The sequence below is a fragment of the Psychrobacter halotolerans genome (assembly GCF_039680845.1).
Classification (GTDB): domain Bacteria; phylum Pseudomonadota; class Gammaproteobacteria; order Pseudomonadales; family Moraxellaceae; genus Psychrobacter.
The window spans coordinates 18,850-38,167 of the sequence record NZ_JBDKWD010000003.1; the positions used below are offsets into that span (position 1 = coordinate 18,850).

At 44.1% G+C, this 19,318-nt stretch carries 18 protein-coding genes; 16 read left to right on the forward strand and 2 right to left on the reverse strand.

Features of this window, described 5'->3' with window-relative positions; genetic code table 11:
• Window positions 1-24: 24 nt before the first annotated feature.
• On the reverse strand, window positions 25-2,229 hold the full coding sequence (locus tag AAJP47_RS06640) for a TonB-dependent receptor plug domain-containing protein (RefSeq protein ID WP_346717128.1): 2,205 nt from the start codon (window positions 2,227-2,229) through the stop codon (window positions 25-27).
• 432 nt (window positions 2,230-2,661) lie between these two features.
• Here AAJP47_RS06640 and AAJP47_RS06645 point away from each other — a divergent pair, with 432 nt between their 5' ends.
• The 4 genes from AAJP47_RS06645 (at window position 2,662) to AAJP47_RS06660 (ending at window position 6,814) form a co-directional block, all read left to right on the forward strand.
• Complete coding sequence (locus AAJP47_RS06645) at window positions 2,662-3,810, forward strand: ChuX/HutX family heme-like substrate-binding protein (protein WP_346717129.1); 1,149 nt, start codon at window positions 2,662-2,664, stop codon at window positions 3,808-3,810.
• Between the two features lie 187 nt (window positions 3,811-3,997).
• Window positions 3,998-4,801 (forward strand): heme/hemin ABC transporter substrate-binding protein, encoded by an 804-nt coding sequence (locus tag AAJP47_RS06650; protein ID WP_346717130.1) that lies wholly within the window; start codon window positions 3,998-4,000, stop codon window positions 4,799-4,801.
• 148 nt (window positions 4,802-4,949) lie between these two features.
• On the forward strand, window positions 4,950-5,936 hold the full coding sequence (locus tag AAJP47_RS06655; RefSeq protein WP_346717131.1) for a FecCD family ABC transporter permease: 987 nt from the start codon (window positions 4,950-4,952) through the stop codon (window positions 5,934-5,936).
• A gap of 38 nt (window positions 5,937-5,974) precedes the next feature.
• The gene (locus AAJP47_RS06660) at window positions 5,975-6,814 is read left to right on the forward strand and encodes an ABC transporter ATP-binding protein (RefSeq protein ID WP_346717132.1); all 840 of its coding nucleotides are present in this window, start codon (window positions 5,975-5,977) and stop codon (window positions 6,812-6,814) included.
• Between the two features lie 152 nt (window positions 6,815-6,966).
• On the opposite strand, the gene AAJP47_RS06665 is transcribed toward AAJP47_RS06660, so the two are convergent.
• Window positions 6,967-7,764, reverse strand: a complete 798-nt coding sequence (locus AAJP47_RS06665) for an IclR family transcriptional regulator (RefSeq protein ID WP_346717133.1) — start codon at window positions 7,762-7,764, stop codon at window positions 6,967-6,969.
• Window positions 7,765-8,116: 352 nt separating this feature from the next.
• Between AAJP47_RS06665 and AAJP47_RS06670 the strand changes: the two genes are divergently transcribed.
• The 12 genes from AAJP47_RS06670 (at window position 8,117) to AAJP47_RS06725 (ending at window position 19,031) form a co-directional block, all read left to right on the forward strand.
• A complete protein-coding gene (locus tag AAJP47_RS06670; protein ID WP_346717134.1) occupies window positions 8,117-8,428 on the forward strand; it encodes a Rieske (2Fe-2S) protein in 312 nt (103 codons plus the stop codon).
• 27 nt (window positions 8,429-8,455) lie between these two features.
• On the forward strand, window positions 8,456-8,755 hold the full coding sequence (locus AAJP47_RS06675; RefSeq protein WP_346717454.1) for a recombinase-like helix-turn-helix domain-containing protein: 300 nt from the start codon (window positions 8,456-8,458) through the stop codon (window positions 8,753-8,755).
• Window positions 8,756-8,797: 42 nt separating this feature from the next.
• On the forward strand, window positions 8,798-9,841 hold the full coding sequence (locus AAJP47_RS06680; RefSeq protein ID WP_346717135.1) for an aromatic ring-hydroxylating dioxygenase subunit alpha: 1,044 nt from the start codon (window positions 8,798-8,800) through the stop codon (window positions 9,839-9,841).
• A gap of 52 nt (window positions 9,842-9,893) precedes the next feature.
• Window positions 9,894-10,652 (forward strand): SDR family oxidoreductase, encoded by a 759-nt coding sequence (locus AAJP47_RS06685; protein WP_346717136.1) that lies wholly within the window; start codon window positions 9,894-9,896, stop codon window positions 10,650-10,652.
• Between the two features lie 101 nt (window positions 10,653-10,753).
• Window positions 10,754-11,686 carry a VOC family protein gene (locus AAJP47_RS06690; protein ID WP_346717137.1) on the forward strand — a complete coding sequence of 311 codons (933 nt, stop codon included), beginning with the start codon at window positions 10,754-10,756 and terminating at the stop codon, window positions 11,684-11,686.
• Between the two features lie 52 nt (window positions 11,687-11,738).
• Window positions 11,739-12,968, forward strand: a complete 1,230-nt coding sequence (locus AAJP47_RS06695; protein WP_346717138.1) for an NAD(P)/FAD-dependent oxidoreductase — start codon at window positions 11,739-11,741, stop codon at window positions 12,966-12,968.
• A 151-nt stretch (window positions 12,969-13,119) separates the two neighbouring features.
• Entirely contained in the window at window positions 13,120-14,358 is a 1,239-nt protein-coding gene (locus tag AAJP47_RS06700; RefSeq protein WP_346717139.1) for an MFS transporter, read from the forward strand.
• Between the two features lie 147 nt (window positions 14,359-14,505).
• Window positions 14,506-15,027 carry a cupin domain-containing protein gene (locus AAJP47_RS06705; RefSeq protein ID WP_346717140.1) on the forward strand — a complete coding sequence of 174 codons (522 nt, stop codon included), beginning with the start codon at window positions 14,506-14,508 and terminating at the stop codon, window positions 15,025-15,027.
• 94 nt (window positions 15,028-15,121) lie between these two features.
• A complete protein-coding gene (locus AAJP47_RS06710; protein WP_346717141.1) occupies window positions 15,122-15,931 on the forward strand; it encodes an alpha/beta fold hydrolase in 810 nt (269 codons plus the stop codon).
• Window positions 15,928-16,722 carry an SDR family oxidoreductase gene (locus tag AAJP47_RS06715; protein ID WP_346717142.1) on the forward strand — a complete coding sequence of 265 codons (795 nt, stop codon included), beginning with the start codon at window positions 15,928-15,930 and terminating at the stop codon, window positions 16,720-16,722. The genes AAJP47_RS06710 and AAJP47_RS06715 overlap by 4 nt, the downstream gene beginning before the upstream one ends.
• 23 nt (window positions 16,723-16,745) lie before the next feature.
• Complete coding sequence (locus tag AAJP47_RS06720) at window positions 16,746-17,537, forward strand: aspartate dehydrogenase (protein WP_346717143.1); 792 nt, start codon at window positions 16,746-16,748, stop codon at window positions 17,535-17,537.
• 24 nt (window positions 17,538-17,561) lie between these two features.
• Entirely contained in the window at window positions 17,562-19,031 is a 1,470-nt protein-coding gene (locus AAJP47_RS06725; protein WP_346717144.1) for an aldehyde dehydrogenase, read from the forward strand.
• The last annotated feature ends 287 nt before the right edge of the window (window positions 19,032-19,318 follow it).

The following is a 19,318-nucleotide window of genomic DNA, read 5'->3' on the forward strand; positions in this document are numbered from 1 at the left end:
TAAATGGTTATTAACCGCGCTTAACTACCAACGATAACTGGCTCCTAGTAACCACTCGCGATTATCAATTGGACGATAGTCGTCGGGGTCTTTAACATCACGTTGACTATCAAAAATGTTATTGATGGCAGCGTATAACGTCAGATGATCATTGGCGTCATAGTTGAGCTTACTGTCTAACGTCCACCAAGATGGTGAATATGCTTGCTCGCTGCTACTGATCAGTTGCTTGGATTCGTAATTGAGGCGAGGGATAAGCTGTAATTTTTCACTAATACGGTAATCGAGAGCCAGCATGGCTTTGTGATTGGGCTTATAAGTCAGCTCAGTATTGGTGACATTGTTATGGGTGTTAAGGTACGCATAGGTGGCTTGTAGGTTGGCACGATCATCAAGTTGCCAATCCACCCCAATGTCACCACCATAGGTTTTGGCACTATCAACGTTCATATACTCATAGATAGCGATGTTGCCCTCAAAACGTGCATTGTTTTCGTCTGTTTGAATGAGGTCATCGATATCGTTATAAAAGCCATTGATACTTAAGTTTAGGGTATCGCTAAGCTGGCTTTGATAACCAATCTGATAGCTGGTCGATGTTTCAGGTTGTAAGTCAGGATTGCCTAAGACTTTGTAGCCAAGATTACTGTGGTCAAAGACGTAGTAGCGCTCTTTCAGGTTGGGCACTCGGTAGCCGCTACCGATACTGCTGCGAAAAATATGATCGCGTCCGCTTGTATCCATATAGATGTATTTCACGGATACTTTTGGCGCAGTATGACTGCCAAAGTCCTCATCTTCCTGATAGCGGACGCCGCTTAATACTTCCCAATGGTCACCAATCAGCCAATCATCTTGTACATACAGCTCGCCGACATCACGGCTCACGTCATCGGCGATAAGCTCGCTTATCTGATTTTTGGTCTGGCTCAATTTGTCTTGCTGGATTTGACTGCCGATTTGGACTAAATGAATATGGTCATCCGATATTACTAACTCAGGCAGATCAAGTTGAACTTGGGCAAGGGTAGTGGTCATGTCTGTGTCACGAGCGCTGGTAGTCACTTGCTGAGTGTTGGTGTTGGATTTACTTTGGTAGTTTTCATGCAAGGCTTGAGCTGACAGCTTATAGGTTCTATTGCGATCAGCGCTGTGCGGTGCGATATCAGCACGAGCACCAACGCTAAAACGCTGCTTGGTTATTTGCTCATCTCTTTGCTGAGCCAAATAGCGAGGGGCGACGTAATAGTTGAAGCGGCTGACGTCATCTTCTTTATAACGACTGGCTTCGAGCCAATACTGAGCATTTCTTACTAGGCGTGTGTCATTATTGGCTACCAAAGCATTGTTGTCAGGACGATAGCTAAGCCGAGCGTTGATCTGAGATTGTTCACTAGCATCTTTTAGTCTTGGCCATGCTTCATGATCTAAGCTCAATCCATCGTCATTGAGATACGATCCCGATAGACGCGCATGAAAACGCTCGTTCTTATCCAAAGTCCCTTCAATACTGGCCTCTACATAACGCTTGTTGGCATCTATATCTTGGCCGGACGGGTTTTGCTGACCATTTGTCGCAAGCTCGGTTGTAACATGCCCTTTGGTTGCGCCAATCGGCTTGGTGATGATATTGATAACGCCGCCCATGGCTGCGCTACCAAACTGCGCAGATGCGGCTCCTTGAATTACTTCAATTTGCTCAATATCCATATTCATATATTGATTGAGATTCACCGTTGAACCAGTACTGGCCGTAATGGGCAAGCCATCAATCAACACCAGCACTTGATCACTAGTGAAGCCTTGCATGCTGACCTCATAACCAGTTTTGCCATGAACTTCACGCAAGTAGATATTGGGCAATAGCGCTAAGGCGTCTTTTAAAGTATGCGCATGATTGTCAGCAAGTTTTTGGCGGCTGAGTACTTGCAGTGGCACTGGTGCATCACTTAAGGCACGCTCTGAGCGTGTGGCCGTCACTACGATAGGGTCTAAATGGACGCTGGGCATCGCATTATCAGCATCAGCATTTTTCACAGATTTTGCCATCGTTGGCGTGGCGGTCACATCAGTATCATTAGACGTGATATCTGTAGCAAGCGATGATGCTTGAGCTGATAGTGGTACCAGTACCGATAAAGCTAGACCAATACTTACTGCCAATGGACAACGACGAGGTAGTGGTTTTAGAGTAGATACTCTCGTACAAGTCAAGGAGGAGTGGGGCATTAAAGCTGGCATAAGTAGAATAACCGTTGTCAATAAAAGAGTAAAAATGTCGATTTGTAAATCAGCGTGCTAAGTGTGCTTTTTTTGCAAGCTCTAGCCGGAAATTTGTTACACAAACGATGATAGTTAGTAACAAAGTATGGCTATAATATTTCAATTGATAATGATTATCAATAAGTAAATGATAATTATTATTGTTTACAAGTTAAAAAAATATCGCCATAATGTTTTTTAGTGAGGCCTTATAAAACCCAAAAAGGCAAGTAGGAAGGCAAAATAAGTATAGAAATGGTCTGCAACGACAGTAGATTTTCTTCATACAAGTGTTATGTACACGGGCTATTATTGTCTTTTTACCGATGTGCTTATTGAGTCAAATTTTGTGTTAGAACCACTGAACTTGCTATTACCGACTATTTTATGGAGATCACAATGAGTCAACCGTTATCAGTAACCGAAAAAAACACCGCACTTTGGCAGAATTACCAAGCATTAAAATCAGAAAGTCCTATGCTGTTTCCAACGGAAGGGGCTGCTGCACTGAATGTTAGTGAATTTGAGTTAATGTTGGCCTCACCTTACAGCGAATACATTGGTGATCAGTGTAAAGCGGTACTGAAGCAGTTTGAACATTTTGGACAAGTCGAAAGTATTGTGAGAAATGAGCTGGCGGTTCACGAAAAAACAGCACCTTATCATAACCTCAAGCTTGGTGAGAAAATGGGGTTGGCGCTTAATGTGGGCGGCTTGGATCTGCGATTTTTTATGTGGCAGTGGCAACACATGCTAGCGGTCACTGATACCAGTCGCGACAATCGACCCTCTTATAGCATTCAATTTTATAACGTCCAGGGTACAGCCATTGAAAAGGTATACCTGCGTGAACTGAGTGATGACAATGTTGCTCGTTGGCAGAATATGATTCAAGAGCAAAAGCACGCGGTCAGCATCGATGCACTGACATTGAATGTGCAGGGGTCTCCCAATGAATGGTGCTATAAAGCGCTCAGTGGCACTGATCGTAAAGCGCTACAACAAGGCTGGCAAGATATGACCGATGTACATCAATTTCATAGTTTATTAGAAAAAATAGACATTGATCGGGCCAGTAGTTATCGCCAAGCGCCTGAACAAATGGCGCATCAGCTTACCATCAAAGCTGTCGAAGCAACCTTCCAGCAAGTACGTGATGCCAGTTGCCCCATCATGATATTTGTGGGAAACAGCGGCATTGTACAAATCCAAACCGGCACGGTGCAGACCATTAAGCGTATCGGAGATTGGTTCAACATATTGGATAAAGATCACAACGACTTTACCTTGCATCTAAAAGATAGCGCCTTGGCACAAGTGTGGAGTGTCAAACGCCCAACGAAAGACGGTATTGTGACTTGTATTGAAGGCTTTGATCGCTATGGCATCAGTATCTTTAGTATTTTTGGTCAGCGTGCCGAAGGTGCCTCTGAGCTTGAAGTGTGGCGAGGTATCGTCGCCAAGGTTGTTGACGAGCATGCGCATACACCTGCCTTATCACAAAATGTCTCATTACAACCGCTAAATACCGAGTCTGACGTGGCTTAAGTTTGACGTTAAGTAGCTAGGATGGCGACTGATAGTGACTACTATCTACTAAATAGAGCGATCAAATGCCATTTAATTGCCATATGACGACGTGGTGTTCAATACGTACAAATCAGGAATGATTATGTCCTCCCATTTATCCAAGAAAACCGTTATGACTAAAAATAATGCAACTATAAAGAGCTCTTTGGCAAATCGTCTAATTCCTATGGCTGTCGTGATGAGCATCGTTGCTGTACCGTCACTGTCTGCTCATTCTTATGATCGTATTGTTGCGCTGAGTCCAGACGTCGCAGATGTCGTTGTGGCTTTGGGTGCAACTCAAAAACTGGTGGGCAAAGATGCGACCAATAACAATCCAGCGTTGAAGAACGTGCCAGCCGTGGGTATGCATCGCAATGTCACCGCTGAGTCAGTATTGGCAGTCAAACCTGACTTGGTGCTTGGCAGTTACATGGTACAGCCTGCCAGTATCTACCAGCGCTTGAATGGTTTGAAGGTAAAAGCGGTCAATGTGGCATCCAAAGAAGAGGTCAGTGCTTTTACAAGTAGTATTAAAACCATTGGTGGTTATGTAGATAAAAAGTCTCAAGGGGCAAAGCTTGCCAATAACTGGAATCAAGGCATGCGCCCAATGGCAAAAACAGGCAAGCGTTACTTGCTGAGCTACGATGGACGTATCGTTGCGGGCGAAGGTACGGTCGGCGATGAGTTGATTCGGCGGGCAGGTGGCATTAATGCGGCCAACGTAACAGGGTTAAAACCAATGTCACGCGATGGCTGGTTAGCCGCCAAACCTGATGTCATTATCATTGCTGACCACAATCAGGCGGTTGTTGGCGGTGTGAGTGACTTTAGTAAGCGCCCAGAGATTGCGGCAAGCGCGGCTGGTAGAAACGGTGGTGTACACTTTTGGCCTGCTGATGACTTTTTGCGTTATGGTTTGAACTCCCCGCAGGTCTTAAAAAAGCTAAATATGGTCGCAAAATAGACGGTTTTGCAGTCACTGTTTGCATTGCTTAAACTGCTTATCTTTATCTATTTATATAACTGCCTTTGCTGCTTTCGTTGTTACAACAAGTAAGGAGTATTAGGCTGTTATCGGCTCATTTTCTTATTTCATAAAAACGATACGTCCCATGGCAAATATAATTACGGCATCTGTTCCTGCGCAAGCGATTAAATACAAAAACAGTTTCTATTATATCGTCGGCACTATTGCATCGCTGATGCTGATTTGGTTAGCGCTGGGTATTGGCTTTGGTGAGTGGTCAAATCCCACTTACCTTGATGAAACCATCTGGCAACTGCGTTACCCGCGCGTGGTAACCGCTTTGTTAGTCGGTATGGCATTGTCCGTGAGTGGCGCGGCATTACAAGCCTTATTTGAGAATCCTTTGGCTGATCCAAGCTTGATTGGGACGTCAGGGGGTGCGGCGCTTGGAGTAGTGCTGGTATTGGCATTAGGTTTTGGTGGTATTGGTATACCGCTTGCTGCCTTTATGGGTAGCGTACTGGTTTGTTTGTTTATCCTTGCCTGTCATCGTTTTTTGGGTGGCGGACAGATGGGTTTACTGATATTGGGTTTTGTCATCAGTGCCTTTTGTGCCGCTGTGGTTAGTCTGATTTTGTTTATGTCTGATGATATGGTGCTTCGATCTGCGACCAACTGGCTATCTGGCAGTATGGCAGAGGCTGGTTTTGTACCGCTACGCTACTCGATTGGTTCTATGGTACTTGGTCTGATAGTTTTATTGCCTTTGGGTCGTCAGCTTGATGGGTTGATGCTGGGCGAAGCGGCTGCCAAGTCACTCGGCATTAAAGTAGGGCGAGTGCGCTGTATGGTAGTCGTCGCCTCAGCATTACTAACGGGTGCGGCGGTATCCTTAGCAGGAGTGATTGGTTTTATTGGTATGATGGTGCCAAATGTGTTGGCCATTTTGTTTGGTGGTGGGCGTATGCGTTTGATGATTTGGTCAGGCTGGCTTGGTGCCATCCTGCTACTCGTCATTGATGCCATGGCAAGACATGTCGCTTATCCAGTTGACGTACCAGTGGGTATCGTTTTAGCGCTGCTAGGTGGGCCATTCTTTGTTTGGCTTTTTGTACGTAGTAGTCGCCGTTGATCGTAGGATAGTTAGTATCATTTAGATAGAGCAATATTATGTTCCATTCGTTTTTTACCTCAACATCAAAGCACTTGCAAATCAACGACGAAAATTACTTGGATAAGAGTAATCATACGCTACTGTCGATGCAAGATATTCGAGTGTCTCATGGCAAAAAGGTGCTGCTAAACATAGATGAGTTAGTACTCGATAGCCATAAACTGATCGCTTTTATTGGTCCAAATGGAGCGGGTAAAAGTACGTTGCTGCACACCATTTTAGATCAACATAGTGGGACAACGCTCAAAACTGAGGGTCAAATTACTATCCAAGGTCAGCCCATTAATGATGTAATGAACCACGGGCACATTGCTTGGGTCGGACAACATGAACGGTTTGAATTGCCATTGACTGTATTGGATTATGCCTTATTGGGTGTTTCGCCAAACTTGGCGTGGTATCAACGTCCAAATGAAAACCATGTCAAACAGGCACACAATCTACTACAAGAATTTGAGCTACTAAAACTTGTCAATGCCCGAATACAAACATTATCTGGTGGCGAAAAACAGCGTTTGGCTATCGTACGGGCGTTAATGCAAGCGACAAGAATTATGATGTTTGATGAGCCGACCAATCATTTAGATATTCGCCATCAGCGTTTTTTATTGAAATACCTACACAATTTAGTGCAGCATCAAGGCGAAAGTATTCTTATTGTTTTGCATGATTTGACCCACGCTTATCGTTATACTGACGAAGTCGTATTGTTAAATAAGGGTCAAATAGTCGCTCAAGGCACACCCGATAAAGTGATGACCAGTCAACAATTAAGCGACGTTTATAGTACGGATATTAAAGCACATCAGACCGAAGATGGCCTAGTGTTTGTATAAATAGGCTCATCTACGTGATAATCTCAGGCCTAACCACAGACACATAGTCTGTATTTACCCATAAAAAACTCCCAACAACGCATTGATTGTTAGGGATAAATATAATGTTTAATTTTTTATTAAAGGTGTGCTCAAGGTAAAACGAAACATTCTTACCAATTAGAACCAGCTTTATAAATCTTGCTAAGTATCTTAGCTGACGCAACAATGGCAGGGGTGATATGTTGCTCAAAATGCTCTTTAGTAAAGGCCTGTGCTGGAAAACTCACAGACAATACATGGACAATTTTATTGGAAGATAAATCTTTGATGGGCGCTGCACAAGCGATCATATCATTATTAAACTTTTGCCAACTTGTCAGATGACTTTTCCCTCGCGCTTTATCGACCACTTTCACCAACTCATCGAGATTGGTAGGGGTTGCATCAGAGTAAACCTTCCACTCTGAAAAATTCTGAAATCTTCTTTTTATCTCTTCATCAGTCAAATCACTGAGTAACATTTGTCCAATAACAGTGGCGTAAGCTGGCCATCTTAAACCAGGTAGGATGTTTGATGAAAAACTGCCTAATGGTTGAATATTTTGTAAATTGACAATCTCTGTACCATCCAACGTAAAGAGGTGGACGGCAGTACCTGTGTCGTCTCGCAACTGCTCCATTACTTCATAAGCTTCTTGCTTGAACGAAATAGCGGTCAGGTAAGAGTGTGATAGATCAACCACCTTTATGTCTAGCATATAGTTTTTATTGCTGTCTTTTTTGATATAACCCATGTGCTCTAAAGTAAACAACAATCTATAAGCGCTAGACTTATTAATGTTTAGTTGTGCGGCTATTTCTGATAATGACAACTCAACGATTTCGTCTTTATTAAACAATTCCATCAGTAAAAGACCATTGCGCAGACTGTTTACCATGTATTTATCATCAGACAATAATTCGGACATTATAGTAATCTCAAAAACTTAATTGGCATTATTCTAGCATATCAACAGATGTATCGCGTCCTCTCATTCTTCATTGCACCCCTCTTTTCTCTACTTTCTATCCTATCAAATCTGTCCTGATGATTATTAATAAATCAATAAGGATAACCTTCTTTTATTAATTAATTTTTTGAAAAATAATCTGATAATCACCTAATACCTTGATTATAGATAGTTTTTTGATAAAGAAACCCATATTAAATGAAGTAATCCGCAGTTGACAAGTGCGGAAAGTCTACGCTATATTGGGTTTTACACATTAAACATAGTTTTATATACAAAACTTTCATATGAAATACTAAGGACGGTTACGATGGATTGGTTACCTGTATGTGACATAGCAGATATCAACGAAGATGAGCCAAAATCTGTAGAAGTTAATGGAAAAAAGATCGGGGTTTTTCAAGTTGAAGACGCCTACTTTGCATTAGAAAACGTGTGTCCACATGCTTACGCCTTACTGACTGACGGTTTTATCGAAGATGAGACAGTAGAGTGCCCGTTGCATGAGGCTATCTTTGACATAAAAAGCGGTAAGTTGTTGAGTGGTCCGGCTGACCGCAGCTTGTGTACTTATGCGCTAAAAGTCGAAGCGGACAAAATATATCTTCAAGACAAAGCTTAAGACATTGGCTCAACGAGGAAAAATATGATGCAGCAATATAACGAAAGCTTAATCAGTTGGAAGCAACATAAGCCCAGTAAGGATGCGGGTATAAACAACATCCAAATGCCCGGCAAACCAACATTGATGGTATGGCAGACCCGCGACCATGAACCAACCAGCTATGAGTTGTCTTTAGCAGAACATTTAATCATGGCGTTTTCATCGGGTGCTGAAACTATCGATGAAGTCGTGAGTGCGCTCAACCAGCAAGGCATGCTCCATGGCGATGGAAGTGCCTTTACGGCTGAGTCGTTTGAACAAGAAATGGCACGGCTGGGACATTAACGGCTAGGACATTAAGAGTCATCAAATAGGGAGTACAAGACGATGAGACAATTTGATTCACTAGAAGAGTATTTGTCATTAGGACTGAGAAACCGCTGGCATCCGGTGCTGTCTTCTTGGGAAATAGAAGCAAACCCAGTCGGTATCACGCGTTTGGGTGAGAACCTTGTGCTATGGCGCGATGATAAAGGTGAGGTTCATGCCCTAGAAGATCGATGTCCGCATCGCGGTGCCAGACTGTCATTGGGATGGAATTTGGGCAATAAGGTTGCCTGCTGGTACCACGGCGTTGAGGTTGACAAAACGGGCACTGTCGTCGATGTCCCTGCTGTGAGTAATTGTCCGCTAGAAGGTCAGTCTTGTGTACGTAGTTATCCTGTCCAAGAATCAAACGGAGCAATCTTTGTCTGGTTTGGTTTAGAAGATGGTACAGCGCCAACGGCCCTTGAATTGCCAGAACAGTTAGCAAGTGAAGACTGGAGCAGCTTTTTGTGCATGGCCGATTGGGAAGTCAATTATCAGTACGCGGTTGATAATGTCATGGATCCGATGCACGGAACATTCTTGCATGCAACATCGCACTCTATGTCAGAGGGCGACAAGCAATCGGACATGGAATTCAATCGCACCAAGCATGGTTTTGTGTTCGAAAAAACGGGTCAAAAAGGTGTGAATTTCGATTGGGTAGAATACGGCGATACCGGAAGTCCTTGGTTAAGACTATCGATTCCTTACAAGAAAGATTTTGGCCCAGGCGGTGTGTTTTGGATCGTTGGGTTTGCAACACCGATCGATGAGCATCACACCCGTGTCTTCTTTTGGCGCTGCCGTGAAGTACAAGGCTGGCAACGCGATACGTGGCGCTTTATGTATCGCACCCATCTAGAAAAACTGCATTGGGATGTCCTAGAGCAAGACAGAATTATTTTAGAGAACATGGCACCCAACGCTCAGGAACACGAGTTTTTATATCAGCATGATGTGGGTCTGGCGCGTTTAAGAAGAATTTTTCAGAAAGAAGGCAAAAAGCAATTCAATCAATTGCAAGCACTAAAAGCGTCCAAAGAAGAGCAGGCGCGCGTTTAACGGTCAGTGTTCTTGAGCACAGTATACCAACGACAAGGGAGTTTGAGCACAAATGAGCCATCTATTAGTAGACAAGAGAATTGTGATATCGGGCGCTGCTCGCGGACTAGGACTGTCTTTTGCCACCGCTTGTGCCAAGCAAGGGGCAGAAGTCGTCATGCTGGATATCTTAGAGGACGAGGTTTGTAATCAAGCCAATTTGCTCAAAGAGCAAGGACTCAAGGCAAGCGCTTGGCAGATAGATTTGGCCGATGTCGAAAGCATCCAATCAACGGTTGAGAGCTTAGTTACCCAAAATGATCAGATCGATGGATTGATAAATTGCGGCGCATTGGCAACCGGTGTCGGTGGTAAAAACATGATGGAGTATGACGAGGATCTGTGGGATCGCGTCATGCAAGTTAATGTCAAAGGCACGTGGCTGTTGAGTAAAGCGCTTATGCCTTATCTCAAAGCCTGTAAAGCCGGGAAAATTGTCAATATCGCTTCCGATACCGCGCTTTGGGGTGCACCAAATCTAATGGCCTATACCGCCAGTAAAGGCGCGATCATAGCAATGACGCGCTCTATGGCACGCGAGCTGGGCGAAGACAATATCTGTGTCAATTGTATCGCGCCGGGTCTCACCATCGTTGAGGCAACCGCTTATGTACCGCAGCAACGCCACGATCACTATGTCAATGGACGCGCCCTTAATAGAAAACAATATCCAGAAGACATCGACGGTACGGCAGTCTATCTCTTGTCCGATCTAGCGTCATTTGTCACAGGTCAAAACATTCCAGTGAATGGTGGCTTCGTATTTAACTAAGTCGTATTTAACTAAGTCGTATTTAATTAAGTTTCATTTAATTAAGATGCTTGAATGCTGGTTTTATAGAACTTAAAAGGCACTCAGATAAGGACATTACAATGATAAATGGTATTAAAACCTTAAAGTTTGGCGTTGAAGACCGAGCCAAATGTCAAAACTTTGCGACTGACTTTGGGTTAGAAGAAGTCAGCTCAGACATAGACGGCACCACCAAATTCAGTCTGGATAATGGCAGCGCCATTTATGTCTATCACAAAGATGACGCCAGATTGCCCGCCGCGTTTGAAGAAGGCTCGACACTCAGAGAAGTGACATGGGCTGTCGATAATCAAGAAAGTTTTGATAAGTTAAAGGATAGCTTAAAAGATATCGACGGCTATCAAGCAGGGTCAGATATTTTGTATTGCCGCGACCCAAATGGACTCACCCTATCCTTTGAGGTCAGCGTCATGCAAACCAACCTCGATAAGGCAAGCGTCGGTATCAATCAGTATGGTTCTATTAATAGAGTCAATGAAGCAAGCCCTGTCTACGAAAAAGCCTCGCCACTGGGTGTGGGTCATGTCGTACTCTTTAGTCCCAATCTTGAAGCCGCACAGACATTTTATGAAGACAAGTTGGGCTTTTATCTATCAGATGCCTACAACAATAGAGGTGCGTTTTTGCGCTGCTCGGCTGAGGGCTGGCATCACAATCTGTTCTTATTGAAGCTGCCTAATAGAGAAGCGCCCGGACTCAACCATGTGGCGTTTATCGTACGCGACATTCACGAAGTCATCGGTGGCGGCCTGCATATGAACCGCAAAAAATGGGATTCTTTTATTGGTCCCGGTCGCCATCCAGTATCTTCTGCCTATTTTTGGTACGTTCATTCACCCTTTGGCGGCGCGTTTGAATACTACACCAATGACGACTACCTGACGCCAGAGTGGCAAGCCCGTCATTATGATTATTCGCTCGATTTATTTACAGAATGGGCAGTCGAGGGTGGCATCGATGACGCCACTAGACGGCAAATCAATAACATGTAAAGGCACACTTTTAGGTGCGGGATAGGATCGAATACCAATCAGGAGGTTTACCGTGAATCAGACAGTCATAATCGGGGCAGGTCAGGCCGCCATATGGACGGCAAAAACCCTAAGATCAGAGGGTTACGAAGGTAGCATCACGATCATAGGCGACGAAGATTATGCCTTTTATGAACGTCCTCCTTTGTCCAAACAAGTGCTGTTGGGTGAGGCGACGCACGAATCCTTAAAGATATTTAAAGATGATGTGGTCGATGCGCTTGATATCGTGTTATTAAAACCCGTCACAGTCACTCACATTGATCGTCAGAGTAAAACAGTCTATACCAATGATGACCGCAAAATCCCATACGACAAGCTATTGATTGCCACGGGTAGTAAGGCAAAAATTCCTGTCGAAAAATGGGCATCTTACGACAATGTTGTCAGCCTTCGCAATATCAAAGACAGTCTGCACATTGGAGAAAAACTGAACCAAGTAGATAAGGTTGGCGTTATCGGTGGTGGCTGGATTGGTTTAGAAGTTGCCGCTTCTTTGGCCAAAAGAAACATTGAGGTAACTGTATACGAGATGAACGATCGATTGTGCGCGAGAAGCGTGAGCCAAGAAGTATCCGATTATCTGTTAAACCTTCATGAGCAGCATGGTGTTCACATCAAACTGTCTTGTAAAAATATCGACTTGAATCAATCAGATATCGATCAAAGCGTGACGGTTCAAACCAATGACGACACCGATAAGATGGATGCCACTACCTATGATTTGGTGTTTTTGGGTACGGGCGCTCATATCAATAAAGAGATTGCCGAGCTGTCAGGTTTAGAGACGAGCGATGGCATTGTCGTTGATTGCTACTGCCAAACCAGCGACCCCAATATATATGCCGCAGGTGATGTGGCCATTCATCCCAATCTGGGGTTTTGTATTCAATCTTGGTCAAATGCTCAGCATCAAGGCGTTATTGCTGCTCAATCCATGCTGGAGCAAAGAATTCCTTATGAAGAGACGCCGTGGCTCTGGTCGGATCAATACGACAAAAATATTCAGATATTAGGCTCGCCTGTCGATATCGATCATTGCCAACTGGTTATTAGAGCCGATGATGCGGGTGATGATTGCTTTTTTTATCTCGATAACCACAAAAAACTGCGTTATTTGGTCGCTATCAATAACAACAAAGTTGTCAAAATTGCTAAGCGCTGGATCAAAGCCGACTTGTCACTTGACCCCGAGGTCTTAAAAGACAACTCAGTCAATCTTATGAAAATAAAACCGAAATAGTCCTTAACAAATGATCAAAGCTTTCAATCAGAGCGTTGATTAATCAATACGATTTTTTGTCGATGAAAGATGCTTTTAATAACCGATTTGAATGACCTTCAATCAACGATTGAATCATCAAATTTTAAGTGAATTATCAAGGATGAAGGACATGGATACAACCGTAGATAATGTGGATGCTGTAGGCGTACAAAGGAGTAGACCGGGTGGTTTTAGATACTGGTTGCCAGCCATTGTATTGATGATCACCGTGATACTAGCGTTTTTTGACAAAATTAGTATTGCCGTTCTTTTTTCAGACCCCGCCTTTTTATCTGATTTTGGTATTGCAGGCGATAAGACCAAACTTGGTTGGTTGATGAGTATCTTCTTATTGGCCTATGGTCTCTCATCGGTTTTTCTAAGCTTTGTGGGTGATATTTTTGGGCCAAAAAAGATACTACTAGGCGGCATTGCCAGTTGGGGCATTTTGATGCTTTTGATGGGAATGACCAATAGCTTTTATATGTTGTTGTTCTACCGCGTTTTGCTTGGTATCGCTGAGGGACCCCTGCTTGCGCTTTGCTATAGCATCGTTAAGCAAAATTATACAGAGTCCGAACAGGCGCGTGCGTCTACCTTGTTCTTGCTCGGTACACCGCTGGGGGCAGCGCTCGGGTTTCCACTGACCGCGCTTATCCTACAAAACTACCATTGGGAAGCCACGTTCTTCTTTATGGCCTTTATAACCATATTCCTATTGATCCTTGTGTTCTTTGGACTCAAAGGCATCACTTATGTGAAATCCAATAGGAAGAGCGTTGACCATAAAACGAACTTCAAAAAACTGCTAAGCAGTAAGCCTTTTTGGTTGGTCACCTTTTTTAACGTCGGCACATTGGCCTATTTATGGGGTCTAAACAGCTGGATTCCGACGTATCTAATAGAAGCAAAAGGCTTTGATTTAAAACAGTTTGGCACCTTATCCATGATTCCGTTCTTAGCCATGCTTGTCGGTGAAATCATTGGCGCCTTTAATTCTGATAGATATCCGCACAGAAGAGCGCTGCAAGTTTTTGGTGGTTTGTTTGGCGCAGGGATCACCATGTTCTTACTGATTTATCAAGAAGGCGTGGTGAATGTTCTTATTTTTATGTCTGCCAGTGCGTTTTTATGGGGTTTTAACGTCTCAGCCATTTTCGCGCTACTTGCCAATACTACCGCAAAAGAAGTGGCCACGACAGCGGGCGGTATCTTTAACGGATTTGGGAATTTTGGTAGTGCCTTGGCGCCTGTGCTTATCGGTTACATCGTGGTTTACACAGGCAACATCGATTACGGAATCATGCTATTAGCAGGTGTGGCCATCGTGTCGTCTTTCTTCTTAGTGCCATTGCTTAGGAAGTACTAGGCTAAAGAAATACTAGGTTTAAGAAATATTAGTCTTAAGAGGTACGAGTCTTAAGAAATACTGAGTTAAAAATATGAGCCTAAACAACACAAACTTTTTGTTAAGTAAAACATGCAAGCAGTCAAACAAGTAAAAAGGAGAGCAATGATGAGTAACAAAAACATCGAAACTTGGCAGCGTCCAGAAGACAGCACGCTACAAGATTGGATTTCAACCCGCGTGGCAAGGTTTGAAGATCGCGAGTATGACTTTAGCGCTCTAAAATTCCAAGCCGACTTTGATCCCAAATATAGACGCGCCCAAATGCGCTATATGGGAACAGGGGCAACGGGTATTTCTGGCGACAATAATACAGTACAAGCCGAAAACTTTACCTTCTCAACGATGCTGCTACCGGCAGGATGTGAAGGCCCGCCGCATGTACATACGGATGCCGAAGAAGTCTTTTTTATGCTTCGTGGTTCTATCGAGTTGACGGTTGAGGACAAAGGTGAAGAAACTTCTTTGGTTTTAAATTATAGAGATTTGATTTCCATTCCGCCCAATGTCTATAGAGGTTTGCGTAATCATACACAAGAAGATGCATTGATGTGCGTGATGATTGGCAACCCAAAACCTGTGATCCCAACGTACCCAGAGGATCATCCATTGTCTAAGATCAAACGTTAGGGTTTGCTAGGCGCTGACTTGATGAGTTGCCGCGAGCATATGATGATTTTTGCCCCTAGTTTGTACATACATTTGCACATACAAAGGAGTCTGTATGAAAGATTTTGACAAGACATATGACCCCGTCAGTCGTATTGAATTTATTCAAAACGATAAGCTGGGCGGGGAGACAACGGTATTTTTACATGGTATCAGCTCAGGTTGTGATTCTTGGACGAATCAAATCGCCGCGTTGTCTGATCAGACTTCGGTCTTAGCATGGAGCGCGCCGGGCTATGGCAAAAGTGGGCAAATTGAGCAAGAAATGCCCACCGCACTCGATTACAGTCAGCGCTTACTTACGCTTTTAGAGTCAAAGAATATCGATCGTATCAATATCGTTGGGCATTCTCTAGGCGCGCTTATCGCCGCAGGTTTTGCCTCAAAATATCCGGCAAAGGTAAATAAACTGGTTTTGGCCAATCCTGCTCAAGGCTACGGCGAGTTTGAACCGTCAAAGCAAGATGAAGTCGCTGAGATGCGCCCAAAGCTTTTAAAGAAACTTGGCGGCACGGAGATGGCAAGGCAAAGGTGCGGCGCATTATTGTTTGATGCCAGCGATGACAAAGTGGCGCTGCTCGAAAAAATAATGGCACAAATAACCATTGAGGGCTTTGAGAAGTCATCACGGTTACTCGCGCATGACAGCATTCATCATTATTTGGCAAAGATAGACAAGCCTGTCGATTTAATCTATGGCACCGAGGATGGTATCACCACACCTAAGATTATGTTTGAAATTGCAGCGCGGCACAAAAACATCTCATTGCATGCGATTGAATCTGCTAGCCATTTGTCATATTTAGATCAACCAGATCGTTTTAACCAAATACTTTTATCAATCATTCAAGGTGATGGTTTATGAGTTTTAAAGTAAAAAATAAGGTAGTTATCATCACTGGTGGTTCCTCTGGTATCGGACTTGAATTGGTCAAGTTGTTTTTAACAGAAGGTGCCAACGTCGCTTGGTGCGGTAGAAACCAAGCAAAATTGCAGTCAACGTTTAATGAATTAAGCGAAGATTATGACGCAAGTCAGATGTTTATTCATTCATGTGACGTCCTAGACCAAGATCAGGTAGATGGTTTCGTCGCGGCGGTGGTAGAAAAATTCGGCGTGATTGACATGCTCGTGAATAACGCGGGACAAGGCAAGGTAGCAGATTTTTTTGCGACTGACGATCAAGATTGGGTTGATGAGCTAAAACTAAAAGTATTTAGCGTCGTCAATATGGTCAATGCCACCTTGCCTCACCTTAAACAATCAGACATCGCCTCAATCACCAATGTGAACTCATTGCTTGGTCTAAAGCCAGAGACACACATGGTAGCAACTTCGGTCGCCCGAGCTGGCTTATTAAATCTCAGTAAAAATCTCGCCAATGAGCTGGTCAAAGAAAACATCAGGGTCAACTCTATATTGATTGGTTTGGTCGAATCGGGTCAATGGCGCAGACGTTTTGAAGAACGATCCGACAGAAGCAAAAACTGGAAGGAATGGACAGCTACGGTCGCTGCTAAAAAAGAGATTCCGCTTGGCCGTTTAGGTAAGCCACAAGAGGCGGCTTACGCCCTCATGTTTTTGGCATCTCCTTTGTCTTCTTATACGACAGGATCAGTGATTGATGTGTCTGGCGGTCTCAGCAAAGAGATATGAAAAGTTGTAAACAGGAGTTAGGCATGAAAAGCGTGATGTTCATAGGCTACGGTTCAATGGCAAGAAAAGTGCACGAGATGTTACCCAAAAATATCGTCTTATCGACAGTAGTGGCCAGTCCTAGAAGTGCAGGAAAAATTCAGGCCGAGCTCGGCGAGTCTGTCGAGGTGATCACTTGCGTCGATGACCTGACAAACATGCCCGATTTGGCGATTGAGATGTCGGGCCAGAACGGGCTAAAAGAACACGCCATCAATATCTTAGAGAAATGCATTCCTATTGGAATTATCTCTGTTGGTGCCTTTACCGATGAGACATTTGCGGTAGCAATCGCTGATGCTGCCAAAAGAAACGGAGTTAAAGTACACATTTTGGCAGGCGCCGTGGCTGGCATTGATGGTATCAGTGCCGCCAGTTTGGCAGGACTTGATAGCGTCGTGTATCAAGGTCGTAAGCAGCCAGACAGCTGGCGCGGCAGTCATGCCGATACGCTTATCGACTACGACACGCTAACCGAAGCGGTTGTTTTCTTTACGGGTACTGCCAGAGAAGCGGCAGCCTTGTTTCCAGCTAACTCAAACGTTGCCGCTACCATTGCCCTGGCAGGCGTCGGTCTTGATGAGACGACAGTAGAGCTCATCGCTGACCCAGCGCTTGAGCACAACCTTCATCACATAAGTGCCAAAGGCGTATTTGGTCAGCTTGAGATCAGTATGACAGGACTGCCATTGGTTGAAAACCCCAAAACATCAAGTCTAGCAGCCTTTAGCGCGTTACGCCTGTGCTGTGAGATTGATCAGACATTACAAATATAAAGCGCCATTAACGCGAGAAATACTATGAAAAAAATATTTATTGCAGGTCAGTGGAAGCTTGGTGGTGGCAAAGCCATAAAAAGCCACTATCCAGCTGACCATTCAGAAAACGCTGACATATCGACCGCAAGTTCAGATGACATTCACGAAGCCATTGTGGCCGCTGATAAAGCTTGGAGAAATCCTGCATGGCGTAGCGCGCTTCCTTCAGAAAAAGCGGCGATTTTGTTCAAAGCGGCAGATCTATTGGAACAGAAAAAGACGTTTTTAGCAAAGCTGCAAACCCGGGACAACGGCAAGCCAATTACGGAAACCACTGGTTTGGTCAACAGTGCGATAGCCACAACGCGTTATATTGCCAGTTCTCTTGAGACGCTAGATAACGAGCTAACCAATCAGCGCATTCAGTCTGTATTGACCTTTACTACCCATGAGCCATTGGGTGTGGTTGCGGCAATCACACCATGGAACTCACCAATTGCGTCAGAGATACAAAAGATCGTACCAGCGCTGGCAGGTGGTAATGCCGTCATCTTAAAACCAGCGGAAGCTACCTCACTTATCGCGCTTGAGCTTGCGGCAATTTTTGAAGAAGCAGGCTTACCCGCAGGCTTGTTTAGTGTATTGACGGGTAAAGGCTCTGTGGTTGGCGAAGCGATTGTCAAACATCCACTGGTGCAAAAAATCTCTTTTACGGGCAGTACCAGTACGGGTAGACATCTGGCGCATGTCGCGGCCGAAAAGCTCATTTCTACATCGTTAGAGCTTGGCGGCAAATCGCCCACGATTGTGTTTGAAGATGCCAATATCGATATCGCAGTAAACGGTGTAATTTACGGTATTTTTAGCTCATCAGGACAAGCTTGTATTGCAGGTTCGCGATTGTTTATTCATCAAAATATTTATGACCAGTTTTTAGATGCTTTAATTAAGAAAACCAAAAATATCATTGTGGGAGATCCAGAAGATTCCAACACACAAATGGGTCCTCTGATCAGCGAAGACCACCTAAGCACGGTCGAGCACTACGTCAATATGGCTCGAGATGAAGGCGGTAATATAGTCGCTGGCGGTCAGAGACTCACAGGTGACGCGTATGACAAAGGTGCTTATTACGCGCCTACCATTATCACAGGGTTAAAAAATGACGCCCAAGTCTGTCAAGAAGAGATATTTGGCCCCGTACTGGTTGTGATGCCATTCAGTGATGAGGAAACATTGGTCGCTGAGGCGAATAATAGCATCTATGGTCTTGCTGCTGGCATATGGACAGAGGACTATCGCAAAGCTTTTGACATGGCAAAGCGACTTGAGGCAGGCACGATATGGATCAACACTTATAAGAAATTTTCCATTGCCACGCCTTTTAGTGGTCACAAAGAAAGCGGCGTCGGTAAAGAAAAAGGTCGATTGGGCATTTTGGATTATATGCAAACGAAAAGCATATTTTTGAACCTTGATGAAGCGCCAAACCCGTGGTGTGAGACCAAATAGCCATTTATCAAATCGCCATTTTTTAAAGAGCTATGTACCAAATGTAGTCAGTTGAAAATAAAACAGTGATATAAATTTAAACGCGCTACTAGCACAAATTTTACTTGCTTGCTGTGCCGTTGCCGACAGAGGCCGCATAAAATTCATCCTAGTAGCGCTATCACACTTTTGAAGTGCATCGACTATAGCTATGTATTAAACAACTATGTAAAAAATAAATCGGTTTAACATACAGATTCAGCAATCAACGCAACCAGTATATAGAGGGATGGGATTATGACAACCGC